The 12,705-nt window shown below is 69.5% G+C and carries 12 protein-coding genes and 1 tRNA gene; 8 read left to right on the top strand and 5 right to left on the bottom strand.

Annotation, left to right across the window (positions count from 1 at the left end; translation table 11 throughout):
- Window positions 1–27: 27 nt before the first annotated feature.
- Window positions 28–1,173, bottom strand: coding sequence for a 4-hydroxyphenylpyruvate dioxygenase (gene hppD, locus ABZS64_RS35375; protein ID WP_355838590.1), 1,146 nt, complete (start codon window positions 1,171–1,173; stop codon window positions 28–30).
- A gap of 121 nt (window positions 1,174–1,294) precedes the next feature.
- Here hppD and ABZS64_RS35380 point away from each other — a divergent pair, with 121 nt between their 5' ends.
- From ABZS64_RS35380 to ABZS64_RS35405, 6 genes are all read left to right on the top strand, one after another.
- On the top strand, window positions 1,295–1,771 hold the full coding sequence (locus tag ABZS64_RS35380) for an Lrp/AsnC family transcriptional regulator (protein ID WP_355838593.1): 477 nt from the start codon (window positions 1,295–1,297) through the stop codon (window positions 1,769–1,771).
- An 11-nt stretch (window positions 1,772–1,782) separates the two neighbouring features.
- Window positions 1,783–2,430 carry an ABC transporter permease gene (locus ABZS64_RS35385; RefSeq protein ID WP_355838596.1) on the top strand — a complete coding sequence of 216 codons (648 nt, stop codon included), beginning with the start codon at window positions 1,783–1,785 and terminating at the stop codon, window positions 2,428–2,430.
- Complete coding sequence (locus ABZS64_RS35390) at window positions 2,423–3,667, top strand: betaine/proline/choline family ABC transporter ATP-binding protein (RefSeq protein ID WP_355838599.1); 1,245 nt, start codon at window positions 2,423–2,425, stop codon at window positions 3,665–3,667. Before ABZS64_RS35385 ends, ABZS64_RS35390 begins: the two co-directional genes overlap by 8 nt.
- A complete protein-coding gene (locus ABZS64_RS35395; RefSeq protein ID WP_355838602.1) occupies window positions 3,664–4,506 on the top strand; it encodes an ABC transporter permease in 843 nt (280 codons plus the stop codon). The genes ABZS64_RS35390 and ABZS64_RS35395 overlap by 4 nt, the downstream gene beginning before the upstream one ends.
- Entirely contained in the window at window positions 4,506–5,498 is a 993-nt protein-coding gene (locus tag ABZS64_RS35400) for a glycine betaine ABC transporter substrate-binding protein (RefSeq protein WP_355838605.1), read from the top strand. The genes ABZS64_RS35395 and ABZS64_RS35400 overlap by 1 nt, the downstream gene beginning before the upstream one ends.
- 91 nt (window positions 5,499–5,589) lie before the next feature.
- The gene (locus ABZS64_RS35405) at window positions 5,590–6,099 is read left to right on the top strand and encodes an MFS transporter (protein ID WP_355838624.1); all 510 of its coding nucleotides are present in this window, start codon (window positions 5,590–5,592) and stop codon (window positions 6,097–6,099) included.
- Here ABZS64_RS35405 and ABZS64_RS35410 read toward each other — a convergent pair.
- The 4 genes from ABZS64_RS35410 to ABZS64_RS35425 all read right to left on the bottom strand — a co-directional run bounded on the left by ABZS64_RS35410 (window position 6,029) and on the right by ABZS64_RS35425 (window position 11,360).
- Window positions 6,029–6,817, bottom strand: a complete 789-nt coding sequence (locus ABZS64_RS35410; RefSeq protein ID WP_355838608.1) for a S16 family serine protease — start codon at window positions 6,815–6,817, stop codon at window positions 6,029–6,031. The two genes, ABZS64_RS35405 and ABZS64_RS35410, sit on opposite strands and share 71 nt — an antisense overlap.
- A gap of 107 nt (window positions 6,818–6,924) precedes the next feature.
- Window positions 6,925–7,566, bottom strand: a complete 642-nt coding sequence (locus ABZS64_RS35415) for a helix-turn-helix domain-containing protein (RefSeq protein ID WP_355838611.1) — start codon at window positions 7,564–7,566, stop codon at window positions 6,925–6,927.
- Between the two features lie 254 nt (window positions 7,567–7,820).
- Window positions 7,821–9,605, bottom strand: a complete 1,785-nt coding sequence (locus tag ABZS64_RS35420) for a DEAD/DEAH box helicase (RefSeq protein WP_355838614.1) — start codon at window positions 9,603–9,605, stop codon at window positions 7,821–7,823.
- A gap of 273 nt (window positions 9,606–9,878) precedes the next feature.
- Entirely contained in the window at window positions 9,879–11,360 is a 1,482-nt protein-coding gene (locus ABZS64_RS35425) for an MFS transporter (RefSeq protein ID WP_355838618.1), read from the bottom strand.
- Window positions 11,361–11,531: 171 nt separating this feature from the next.
- Here ABZS64_RS35425 and ABZS64_RS35430 point away from each other — a divergent pair.
- Window positions 11,532–11,606: transfer RNA gene (locus tag ABZS64_RS35430), tRNA-Cys, on the top strand.
- A 165-nt stretch (window positions 11,607–11,771) separates the two neighbouring features.
- On the top strand, window positions 11,772–12,680 hold the full coding sequence (locus ABZS64_RS35435; protein WP_355838621.1) for a serine/threonine protein kinase: 909 nt from the start codon (window positions 11,772–11,774) through the stop codon (window positions 12,678–12,680).
- The last annotated feature ends 25 nt before the right edge of the window (window positions 12,681–12,705 follow it).

Genomic DNA, 12,705 nt, shown 5'->3' on the forward strand with positions numbered 1-12,705 from the left:
GGGCCGTACGCGGTGGCAGGTCAACTGCTACAGGTTTCCGCGCTTCTCCTGCTCGCGCTCGATCGCTTCGAAGAGCGCCTTGAAGTTGCCCTTGCCGAAGCCCATCGAACCGTGCCGCTCGATCATCTCGAAGAAGACCGTAGGCCGGTCCTGCACGGGCTTGGTGAAGATCTGCAGCAGATAGCCGTCTTCGTCACGGTCGACGAGGATCTTCAGCTCGCGCAGCGTCTCGACGGGCACGCGCGTCTCGCCCGCCCACTCGCCGAGCGTGTCGTAGTACGAGTCGGGGGTGTCCAGGAACTGAACTCCCGCCGCCCGCATGGTCCGTACGGTCGTGACGATGTCGTTCGTGGCCAGCGCGATGTGCTGGACGCCGGCGCCGCCGTAGAACTCCAGGTACTCGTCGATCTGCGACTTCTTCTTCGCGATCGCGGGCTCGTTGATCGGGAACTTCACCTTCAGCGTGCCGTCGGCGACGACCTTCGACATCAGGGCGGAGTACTCGGTGGCGATGTCGTCGCCCACGAACTCCTTCATGTTGGTGAAGCCCATGACCTTGTTGTAGAAGGCCACCCACTCGTTCATCTTGCCGAGCTCGACATTGCCGACGCAGTGGTCGATGGCCTGGAAGGTGCGCTTGGCGGGCGGCTCGACCATCGGGTCGACGGCCACGAAGCCCGGCAGGTAGGGGCCGTCGTAGCCGGAGCGGTCGACGAGCGTGTGACGGGTCTTGCCGTACGTGGCGATGGCGGCGAGCACCACGGTGCCGTGCTCGTCCTTGAGCTCGTAGGGCTCGGTGATACCGCGGGCGCCGTGCTCGGTCGCGTACGCGTACGCGGCGCGCGCGTCCGGCACCTCGATGGCCAGGTCGACGACGCCGTCTCCGTGCTCGGCGACATGGTCGGCGAGGAAGCGGCCCCAGTCGGTGGCCTGCTTGATGACGGAGGTGAGGACGAAGCGTGCGCCGCCGTTCTCCAGGACGTAACTCGCCGTCTCGCGGCTGCCGTTCTCCGGTCCGGAGTACGCGACGAGCTTCATGCCGAAGGCCGTGGAGTAGTAGTGCGCGGCCTGCTTGGCATTGCCGACGGCGAAGACGACCGCGTCCATTCCCTTGACCGGGAAGGGGTCGGCCTCACGCGCGGTGTTCGGGTTGTGATCGATGGTCTCAGTCATAACGGCAGGCTCCACCCGATCCACAAGGTGCGCAATAGTTCGTGCTTCCACTGGGCAATCTGCCTAGTACAGGAGGAGGATGGAGGGGCTATCTGTACAGGATGACCATTCGGGAGAAGCCATGGCGATCGATCATCTGGACGGCCGGCTCATCGTCCTGCTGGCGCGCGAGCCCCGTATCGGAGTGCTGGAGGCTTCCCGCCGGCTCGCGGTCGCCCGCGGCACCGTGCAGGCGCGGCTGGACCGCCTTCAGTCAAATGGAGTCATCCGCGGCTTCGGCCCCGACGTCGATCCGGCCGCCCTCGGCTATCCGGTCACGGCCTTCGCCACACTGGAGATCAAGCAGGGACAAGGCACGGACGTAAGGGCACACTTGAGTGGCGTACCGGAGGTTCTGGAGCTGCACACCACCACCGGTCACGGCGACATGCTGTGCCGTCTCGTCGCCCGCTCCAACGCCGATCTCCAACGTGTGATCGACCGGGTTGTCGGTTTTGATGGCATCGTCCGGGCCTCCACGGCGATCGTCATGGAGAACCCCGTGCCCTTGCGGATCATTCCGCTGGTGGAGCAGGCTGCGGAGGACGAAGACGTCTGAGGTGACACGGTGTGAGCTTCTGGGACTATCTCTCGGCCCGGCATCAGCAGCTGCTCACCGACGCCTACCAGCACGCCAGCGTCGTCTTCCAGTGCATGATCATCGCCACCCTCCTCGGCATCCTGATCGGCGTCGTCACCTACCGCTCCACCTGGGGCGGAAATCTGGCCATCACTTCCACGGCCACGATCCTCACGGTCCCCTCCCTCGCCCTGATCGGTCTGCTGATCCCGGTGGTGGGCCTGGGCGTGGCGCCGACGGTGATCGCCCTGACGCTGTACGGACTGCTGCCCGTCGTCCGTAACTGCATCGTGGGGCTGCGCGGGGTGGACCCCTCCCTCGTGGACGCTGCCAAAGGCATCGGGATGTCGCGGGCCGCCCGGCTCCTCCGGGTGGAACTGCCGCTCGCCTGGCCGCCGATCCTCACCGGGATCCGGGTCGCCACCCAGATGCTGATGGGCATCGCCGCGATCGCCGCGTACGCCTCCGGACCCGGACTCGGCAATGAGATCTTCCGCGGGATCGCATCGCTGGGCAGCGCCAACGCGATCAATCAGGTCCTCGCCGGCACGATCGGCATCGTCATCCTCGCCCTGCTCTTCGACGCCGCGTACGTCCTGCTCGGACGGCTGACCATTCCCAGGGGGATCCGTGACTGAGACAGAGCCCGCGAAACCCGCCGCGTCCGGGGCGGGCATCGAGCTGGAGAATCTCACCAAGCGCTATCCCGGCAATCCCAACCCTGCAGTGGACAACGTCTCGCTGGAGATCAAGCCCGGCGAGACGGTGATCTTCGTGGGGCCTTCCGGCTGCGGGAAGTCGACCACGCTGAAGATGATCAACCGGCTGATCGAGCCGACGTCCGGCCGGATCCGGATCAACGACGAGGACGTCACCGACATCGACCCGGTGAAGCTGCGCCGGAAGGTCGGCTACGCGATCCAGTCGTCCGGGCTCTTCCCGCACATGACGGTCGCCGAGAACATCGCCCTCGTACCGAAGATGGTCGGCTGGTCGAAGTCGAGGGTGAAGGACCGGGTCGAGGAGATGCTCGATCTGGTGGGGCTCGACCCCCGGGAGTTCCACGGGCGTTATCCGCGGCAGCTGTCGGGCGGCCAGCAGCAACGGGTGGGCGTGGCGCGGGCGCTGGCCGCCGATCCTCCCGTCCTGCTGATGGACGAGCCCTTCGGGGCCGTCGACCCGATCACCCGCGACCATCTGCAGGACGAACTGATCAGACTCCAGCACGAGTTGCACAAGACGATCGTCTTCGTCACGCACGACTTCAACGAGGCGATCAAGCTCGGCGACCGGATCGCGGTGCTGCGGGAGCGTTCGCACATCGCGCAGTTCGACACCCCCGAGGCGATCCTGACCAATCCGACGGACGACTTCGTCTCCGGGTTCGTGGGCGCGGGGGCGGCCCTGAAACGGCTCAATCTCACACGCGTACGAGACGTCGAGATCGCCGACTTCCCGACGGTGACCGTGGACGACCCGCTTCAGTCGATCTTCAACAAGCTGCGCGAGGGCCCACACAACGAGCTCCTGATGCTGGACCGCCGCGGCCGCCCGTACAAATGGCTGCGGCGCGGCGATCTGATGCGCGCCAAGGGGTCGCTGGCGCGGGCCGGGCAGCTGGTGCACGACACGGTGACCCGGGACGCGACCCTGCACGACGCGCTGGAGGCCGTGCTCGTCGACTCCGGCGGGCGGGTCGCGGTGACCGGGCGGCGCGGCGAGTACATCGGCGTCGTCGACATGGAGACGCTGATGAACTCCGTGCACGAGATGCTGGATGCCGACCGGCTGGCCGCCATCGAGCACCAGCACGATCTGGAGGACCTGCGCCACCATCAGACCGAGGTGGAGCTGGAGGGCGGTGCGGGCGGATGACCGACCCCTCTCGGGCCTCGCAGGCCTCACAGGCCGAGGAGGACCTGCCGGCCGACGAGGACCTGCTTGCCGAGGAGGAGCCCCCTCCGCCGCCCGCCGCGCCCAAGCGGCGGATCACCTGGCAGAAGCTGGTCGTGCTGCCGTCGATGCTCGCCGTCGTGCTGCTCGTGACGGCCCTGTGGATCTCCAACATCCATCTCGACGCGATCGCCAAGAACTCCCTGTCCGTCAGCATTGTCCGGCTGCGGCTGTGGCAGCACATCCAGCTCACCGCGATCTCCACCTTCTGGGTGCTGATCATCGCCATCCCGCTGGGCATCGCGCTGACCCGGCGCGGCATGAGCAAGGCTGCCCCGCCGGTCACCGCGCTCGCCAACATCGGCCAGGCGACCCCCGCGATCGGCCTGCTTGCGCTGCTGGTGATCTGGCTGGGCATCGGCCCGTCCACCGCCATCGTCGGCATGGTCATCTACGCCGTACTGCCGGTGCTCTCCAACACGGTGGCGGGCCTGAAGGCGATCGACCCGCAGCTGGTGGAGGCCTCGCGCGGGATCGGCATGTCGGCGATGGGCACGCTCAGCCGGGTCGAACTGCCGCTCGCCGTACCGCTGATCCTGGCTGGCGTACGCACAGCCCTGGTCCTCAATGTCGGCACGGCGACGCTGGCCACCTTCGGCGGCGGCGGGGGCCTGGGCGATCTGATCACCTCCGGCATCCAGACCCAGCGGATGCCTGTCCTGATCCTCGGCTCGGTGCTCACGGTGTGCCTGGCGCTGCTGGTGGACTGGCTGGCCTCGCTGGCCGAGCTGGTGCTGACGCCGCGCGGACTGGAGGCGTGATGCGCCGCGTACGTACGTATCCGATCGGGGCCGCTGTCCTGGCGCTGACGCTGACCGGGCTGACGGGTCTGACCGGCTGCGGCCTCAAGAGCGGTTCGCCGATGGCGGACGACGTGGTCGCGGGCCCGCTCGGCAAGGGCGAACCCCTCAAGGGCGCGTCCCTGACGGTCACTTCGAAGAACTTCAGCGAGAACATCATCCTGGGCCAGATGATCGGCCTGATCTTCAAGGCGGCGGGCGCCGAGGTACTGGACCGGACGAATCTGCCCGGCTCGATCAGCGCGCGCGAGGCGATCGAGGGCGGCGATGCGGACGCGATGTACGAGTACACGGGCACGGCCTGGATCACCTACCAGGGGAACCTGAAGCCGATCGTCTCCCCGCAGGGGCAGTGGCAGGCGGTGCACAAGGCGGATCTGAAGAACGGCGTCACCTGGCTTCCCCAGTCCACGCTCAACAACACCTACACGCTGGCGATCAGTAAGCGGAACAACGCGAAGTACCACCTCAAGACGCTGTCGGACGTCGCGGCACTGGCGAAGAAGGACCCGTCGGCGGTGACGCTGTGCGTGGAGAACGAGTTCGCGTCGCGCGAGGACGGCCTGCCGGGCATGGAGAAGGCGTACGGGATGAAGATCCCGGCCGGGAACATCAAGAAGATGGACGCCGGGATCATCTACACCCAGGTGTCGAAGTCCAACTCGTGCCTGCTCGGCGAGGCGTTCACCACCGACGGCCGGATCAGGGCGATGGATCTGGACACGACGGTGGACGACAAGCACTTCTTCCCGAACTACAACGCGGCGCCCGAGATCCACAGCAAGACACTCGACAAGTGGCCGATGATCGCGGAGCTGCTGAATCCGCTGAGCGCGCGGCTGACGACGAAGGTCGCGCAAGAGCTGAACGCGAAGGTGGATGTGGAGGGGGAGGACCCGCACGAGGTGGCGAAGGACTGGCTGATCAAGGAGGGCTTCATCAAGAAGGGCTGAGGCGAACTCCCGGCGCGGGTTCCAAAGAACCCGTTGCCAAGGGGGCCTGCTGGTCGCCGTCTTCGCGGGGTGCGCGCTGCTCGGCGCTCTCCTGTACGGCGCGATCGGCCACCGCTTCCCGCGGCGGGTGCTGTTCACGGGGGCGTTCCTGCTGTGCGGCCTGCCGCGGTTCGTGGTGGCCGCGCTGGTCGACGGGACGGCGCCGCTGGCCGTGACGATGGCGGTCGGCGGTCTCGCGGCCGGGATGCTCAACCCGATCCTCACCACGGTGATCTACGAGCGGATCCCCGACGAACTGCGCAGCCGGGTCACGGGCGTGACGACAGCGGGGGTCCTGCTGACCACACCGCTCGGCGGTCTGGCGGCGGGCTACCTCGTCGAGCAGACGGGATTGGCGGCCGCACTGCTGACGATCGGCGGGGTGTACTTCCTGGCGACGCTGGCGCCGGCGGTGTTCCCGTCCTGGCGCGAGATGGACGCGCCCGCGGGTGCGGCGGCCGGCAGCGTGGACGAGGCCGCAGGAGCGGCGGTCAGCAGCTCGGAACCTTCCCGCCCTTCTCCAGCGCCCGCAGCGACTCCACGGCGCCCTTCAGGGTCGTGACCGGGATCAGCTGCAGCCCCTTGGGGAGTTCGGCCTGCGCGTCGGAACACTCCCCCTCGGGCACGAGAAAGACGCTCGCGCCGTCCCGCTTGGCGGCCCGAGTCTTGAGCGAGACGCCCCCGACCGCGCCCACCTTGCCGTCCGGGCTGATCGTCCCCGTACCGGCGACGGTCCGTCCACCGGTGAGATCGCCGCCCGCGCCGTCGCCGTCCAGCTTGTCGACGATCCCGAGCGAGAACAGCAGCCCGGCGCTGGGCCCGCCGACATCGGCCAGGTGGAGGGTGACCTTGACCTTCTTCGGGTCCTCGCCCAGATACGAGAGCGCGGCGCTGGTCGCGGTGTCCTGCGACTTCTCCATGTCCTGGAGGTTGTGCTCCGCGACCTCCTCGTCGGACTTGCCGCGCGGATAGACGGAGTCGCGGGGCAGGACGGCGCGGTCGGTCCTGAACCACGCGTCGACCACATCCCCGAGATCCACGTCCGCGGACGGCCCGGTCGCGACGATGGTCGTCATCCGCAGCTCCCCCTCAGGCGTACGGGTGGGGGCACCGGCGATGGTGATGACCGGCCTGCCCTTGTCCGCGCCCAGCACGTCGGCGGTCGAACCGGGCTGTGCCACGGCATACGGCAACGGCGCGAGCCCAACGACGGCGAAGAGCGCGACGACGGGGACGGCGCAAAGGGCGAGGGCGCGGGTGCGCGTGAGACTGGAGAGCACGGTGTCAATCTATCGGGGGCCGCATCCGGGGTGCGGGGGCCTGTTGCTCCCCTCACACCCCGCGCACCGCGACAGACCCGCACGCCGGGCCCGAACCACACCCGGTGTCAGCGCAACGCGTCCGCGACCTCGCGCGCCGCGTCCATCACCCTCGGCCCCACCCTTTCCGGAACCGAGTCCGCGAGCATCACCACGCCCACGCTGCCCTCTATCCCGGTCACACCGACCAGCGCAGCGGCCGCGCCGCTCGCGCCCGCCTCGAGTTCGCCGTGGGTGAGGGTGTATCCCGGCTCGTTCGTCCTGCCCTGGCGCGCAGCGAGTATCGCCCTGCCCGCCGCGCCCCGGTCCAGCGGGTGACGGAAGCCCGCCCGGTACGCGACGTGGTAGTCCGTCCAGGTCGGCTCGACGACGGCGACCGCAAGAGCCTCCGCGCCGTCGACGAGGGTGAGATGGGCCGTAGCCCCTATGTCCTCCGCGAGCGAGCGCAGCGCAGGCATCGCGGCCTCCCGCACCAGCGGGTGCACCTGGCGGCCCAGGCGCAGCACGCCGAGGCCCACCCGGGCGCGGCCGCCCAGGTCACGGCGGACGAGAGCATGCTGCTCGAGGGTGGCGAGCAGACGGTAGACGACGGTTCGGTTGACGCCGAGTTTGTTGGACAACTCGGTGACGGTCAGCCCGTGGTCGGTGTCTGCGAGCAGCTTGAGGACACGCAGTCCCCGGTCGAGCGTCTGGGAGGTCTCAGCGGTCACGACGCCCCCTCCTTCGGAGTGAGTGACGGCGGTCCTCCACCGGAAGTAGCGACACCGGTCCCATCGGCGACGCACCCAGAGGCCGCCGGCAGGCCCTGGCACACCGGCTGCGCTCCGCGGCGGCGCTGCCACGGGGCGTATGCAATGCGGGGACAGTAGCGACCTGGTCCGCTCAGCGGAAGACCTCGTCCAGAATCCGGGCGCGAGGGCGAGCGCGGCGGACGATTGATGCGCTTTCAGGAGGTATGTCCGGGTCACCGCATCCGCGTGGCCCACTCCTGAACCTTCTTGATCCGCTCCCGGATCTGCCCGGCCGTCGCCTCCGCGCTCGGCGGCCCCCCGCACACCCGCCGCAGCTCGGTGTGGATGACCCCGTGCGGCTTGCCGCTCTGGTGGACGTACGCCCCGACCATCGTGTTGAGCTGCTTCCTGAGCTCCAGCAGCTCCTTGTGGGAGACCACGGGACGCCGCTCGGCCGGCAGCTCCAGCAGATCGGCCTCGTCATCGGGCTTCTTGCGGCTGTGCGCGATCTGCCGCGCCTGCCGCTTCTGGAGCAGGAGCTGCACCTGGTCGGGTTCCAGGAGTCCAGGGATGCCGAGGTAGTCCTGCTCCTCCTCGCTCCCCGGGTGTGCCTGCATGCCGAACTCGGCGCCGTCGTAGAGCACCCGGTCGAAGACCGCGTCGGACTCGAGCGCTTCGAAGGGGAGCATGTCCTGCTCGCCCGTGTCCTCGTCCTGCTGCTTCTCCGCGTCCGCCATTTCCTTCTCGGACTCGGCGTACGGGTCCTCTTCCCCGTCCTTCTTCGGCTTGTCGAGCACGTGGTCGCGCTCGACCTCCATCTCGCCGGCGAAGCCGAGGAGGTTGGGGATGGTCGGCAGGAAGACGGACGCGGTCTCGCCGCGCCGGCGGGACCGTACGAAACGTCCCACCGCCTGCGCGAAGAAGAGCGGCGTCGAAATGGTGGTGGCGTACACACCCACCGCGAGGCGCGGCACGTCGACGCCCTCGGACACCATGCGGACCGCGACCATCCAGCGGTCCTCGTTCTCGCTGAACTCCTCGATGCGCTTGGACGAGGCGGCTTCGTCGGAGAGCACGACGGTCGCCTTCGTGCCGGTGATCTCGCGGATCAGCTTGGCGTACGCACGCGCCGAGTCCTGGTCGGAGGCGATGACGAGACCGCCGGCGTCCGGGATGCCCTTCCTGACCTCCGTCAGCCGCTTGTCGGCGGCGCGCAGCACATTCGGCATCCAGTCGCCGCGCGGGTCGAGCGCGGTGCGCCAGGCCTGCGAGATGGCGTCCTTCGTCATGGGCTCGCCGAGGCGGGCGGCGATCTCGTCACCGGCCTTGGTGCGCCAGCGCATGTTGCCGCTGTAGCTGAGGAAGATGACGGGCCGGACGACGCCGTCCCCAAGAGCATTGCCGTATCCGTACGTGTAGTCCGCGGAGGACCGACGGATGCCGTCGTTCCCCTCCTCGTACTGCACAAAGGGGATGGGGTTGGTGTCGGACCGGAAGGGCGTACCGGTCAGCGCGAGCCGCCGGGTCGCCGGGTCGAAGGCCTCCAGGCACGCCTCGCCCCACGACTTCGAGTCACCGGCGTGGTGAATCTCATCGAGGATCACCAGGGTCTTGCGCTGCTCGCAGCGGTTGCGGTGGAGCATGGGCCGTACGCCGACACCCGCATACGTCACGGCGACGCCCTGGTACTCCTTGCTCAGCGGACCGGCGCTGTACTCAGGATCGAGCTTGATCCCTATCCTCGCCGCGGCGGCGGCCCACTGCTTCTTGAGGTGCTCGGTGGGTGCGACGACGGTGATCTGCTGCACGACGTGATGGTGCAGCAACCAGGAGGCGAGGGTGAGCGCGAAGGTGGTCTTGCCTGCGCCGGGGGTGGCGACGGCGAGGAAGTCCCGTGGCTGCTCGTGGAGATACCGCTCCATGGCGCCCTGCTGCCAGGCACGCAGCTTGTTGGCGGTACCCCAGGGGGCACGCCCGGGGAACGCGGGCGAGAGGTGGTGGGAGGCGGTAGTAGTCACGGTCTCCGGTTCGCGGGCTCGGGGGCTCGGGTGCACGTCGGTACGACAACCGGGCCACCCTACCGGTGTGCCTGACGCGGGGCGGGCAGGACCGCACCGGCCCGCCCCCCACTGCGAGATGCCTCACATCCCTCGGCAGCGTTAGGTCCTGTCCGGTCGATCAGGCCGGATCAGTGAGCGGGTCTGGCGATGGGGGCACCTCCCGTGCCCGAAGGGCTACGGGGGAGTGCAGTGCCAGGGCACGCGAGCCCGGCAAGATCGGTCGGACAGGACCTAGGGGGTGTCAGACACCCCCTGGGCGCCGGGCACCCGCAGCCGGGTCGCCACCCAGGACCCGATGAGCGCCACCCCCGCCATCGGCAGGAACACCGCAGCGAACGCCCCCGGGTGCGAGCCCGCCGTCCCCGAGACGGCATGAGCAGCACCCACCGCTCCCCCGCCCAGCGCGGCGAAGGCCGCGCCGCCGGCCGCCAGCAGCAGAACATTCGAAAGACCGTCCGAGATCTGGAGTGCCGCCGAGTTCGCGCCCGCCTCCTCCGGTGCCGAGAGCTTCAGCAGGAGCACGCTCGTTGAGGCGATCACCAGGCCCATCCCGAAGCAGCCCACGCCCCAGGCAACCCCCACGATCCACACCGGGACCGATGCGATCAGCACGCTCGGCGCCGCCGCGATCGCCGCCGCGACCAGTACCATCCCGGCCACCATCAGCGGCTGCCGGTGCGGCTCGAGCCACGGCCGGGACTGGACGTACGAGCCCAGCGCCCAGGTCGCCCCGCCGACCGCCAGCGAGAGCCCGGCCATGGTGGGCGACAGCCCGCGCTGGGTGACCAGCATCAGCGGTACAAAGGCCTCCGCCGCGATGAATGAACCGGCCGCGATCCCGCGCAGCAGAACGACAGACGGCAGCCCGCGCGCCGCCCGGTAGGTCCCCCGGGGCAGCAGCCCGAGCACGGAGGGCACCAGCAGAGCCGCCCCCGCCACGGCCGGGATCACCGACAGCCACCTCAGCTCCTGACCGGCGTACTGCAGCAGCCCGGCCCCCAGCGAGATCCCCAGCGCCAGCCGGATCCGCCGCCCGTCGAAGGCCCGCCGCGGCGCGGACGGATCCGCAGGCCCCGACGCCATCCGCCGGATCGCGGGCAGCGCGAGCGCCAGCGGGAAGACGACAAGCACCGGGATACCGATGAACACCCAGCGCCAGCCGAGGTGTTCGGTGACGGTCCCGGCGGCGAGCGGCCCCACCACCGACGGGACCACCCAGCTCGCGGCGAACGCGGCCATGATCGCGGGCCGCAGCCGCTCCGGGTACGCCCGGCTGACGACCACGTACAAGGCCACGATCACCAGCCCCCCGCCGAGCCCCTGCACGGCCCGCCCGACGATGAACAGCCACATCGCACTCGCGGTCCCGGCCAGCAGCAGCCCCGCCCCGAAAGCCGCTATCCCGCAGGCGAGCGGCCGAAGGGGCCCGTCCCGGTCGGCCCACTGCCCGGAGAGCACCATCGCGAACAGGCTGGTGGTGAAGTACCCGGAGAAGGCGAAGGCGTACAGCGAAATGCCGTGCAACTCCCGCGCGGCAACGGGCATCGCGGTGCCGACGGCGGTCGCCTCGAAGGCGATCAGCACGACGACGGAGACGATCCCGACACTCAGCGCACGATGCGTCCTGCCGAGTACGCCCTGCTCATCGGGCACCGGGTCTGCGTCGTCGGTCGGCGGCATGACACCGGCGTCACGAGGTTCGAGGGCGGTCATGGCCCTCAGAGTAAGAGGCATGGCCCGGGATGACACCTGTCTGTGGACGGGAACCGACTGGTCCCTTGGTCGTACGACCATGAACGCCGTATGGCAGTCGCATTGCAGCCCGCCCCGCGCCCTTGATCGCCCCTCGCGGCCCGGCCTACGGTCGACGCACTGGAGACACACGGCCGTGTGCCCGAGTGGTTGAGGGACTCGCCTGCAAAGCGAGTTACGCCGGTTCGATTCCGGTCACGGCCTCCACGGACGCGACAGCGGCCGCCCCCATGGCGCGGGGGCGGCCGCTGTCGTATGCCGGAGCGAACTCCGGATTGCACGTGCAAGGAGCACCGGCGGGCCACCCTCCGCGCTCGCACCCGCACTTGAGTAGGCTCCCTGTCATTCGAGACCGGCACGGGGGCTTCGCAGATGGAACGAGCACACACGGAACGACCACGCGCGGACACATCCCGCCAGATGGGGCCGTACTACCTCATAACTCGTCTCGATCCGACCGGCCCCGGCTTCCCGCCCGTCCCCGAGCGGCGTTTCATCGCGCGCAGCGCGGACGGCGACCGTACGGTGCTGGTGAGCTCTCCTCTCGAAGGCGTCGATCCCGGCCGTTTCCTCGTCGAGGCCGACGCGGCCCGCCGGCTGCTGGGCCCCTGGGTCCTTCCCGTCGCCGAAGTCTCGCCTCCGTCTGCGAGCCCCTGGTACGCCTCCCCGTACCTGCCCGCGCTCCCATTCCCCGTAGCGCTCGCTGTCCACGGCGGGCCGCTGCCCGAGCGCACGGTCCGCGCACTCGGCGCAGCGCTGGCCGAGACGCTTGCGGGCGCACACGCCACGGGCATCACGCACGCGGGGCTGTCCCCCGCCGCCGTACTCCTGGCCGGTGACGGCCCGCGCCTCACAAGCTTCGGCGCGGTACGCGCGGCGGCCCCCGACGGCGAACAGCGCACCGGTCTCCCGGGCCTGGAGCAGGGCAGCCTGCCGCCGGAGCAGGCATCAGGCGGCCGCCCCCGCCCGCCCGGCGACATCTACGCCCTGGGCGCGGTCCTGGCGTACGCAGCCACCGGCCACACCGTCCCCGAACGCACCGAACTCCCCGACTCGCTAAGGGGACTGATCTCGGCCTGCCTGACCAGGGACCCGGCGGCCCGCCCCACCGCCAGCACGCTCCTCGCCGAACTGGCCCCCGTGGCCCCGCACGCCACAGTCGTGACCTCGGCGGGCTCCTTGCTGAACCCGGGCTGGCTGCCCGGCCGTATCGTCGCCGCGATCGCCCGCCAGTCCTCCGAGGTTCTGGCTGCCGAACTCCGCATCTCCCCCAGGAACTGACGCGATGCTGTCCCCTCTCACCCAC

The sequence above is a fragment of the Streptomyces sp. NPDC005408 genome (assembly GCF_040606445.1).
Classification (GTDB): Bacteria; Actinomycetota; Actinomycetes; order Streptomycetales; family Streptomycetaceae; genus Streptomyces.

What these genes read in the sequence shown, in the direction of transcription:
- ABZS64_RS35400 (WP_355838605.1), top strand. Translation starts at nt 4,506, where the DNA reads ATGCGCCGCGTACGTACGTATCCGATCGGGGCCGCTGTCCTGGCGCTG.
- ABZS64_RS35380 (WP_355838593.1), top strand. Translation starts at nt 1,295, where the DNA reads ATGGCGATCGATCATCTGGACGGCCGGCTCATCGTCCTGCTGGCGCGC.
- ABZS64_RS35435 (WP_355838621.1), top strand. Translation starts at nt 11,772, where the DNA reads ATGGAACGAGCACACACGGAACGACCACGCGCGGACACATCCCGCCAG.
- ABZS64_RS35395 (WP_355838602.1), top strand. Translation starts at nt 3,664, where the DNA reads ATGACCGACCCCTCTCGGGCCTCGCAGGCCTCACAGGCCGAGGAGGAC.
- hppD (WP_355838590.1), bottom strand. Translation starts at nt 1,173, where the DNA reads ATGACTGAGACCATCGATCACAACCCGAACACCGCGCGTGAGGCCGAC.
- ABZS64_RS35425 (WP_355838618.1), bottom strand. Translation starts at nt 11,360, where the DNA reads ATGACCGCCCTCGAACCTCGTGACGCCGGTGTCATGCCGCCGACCGAC.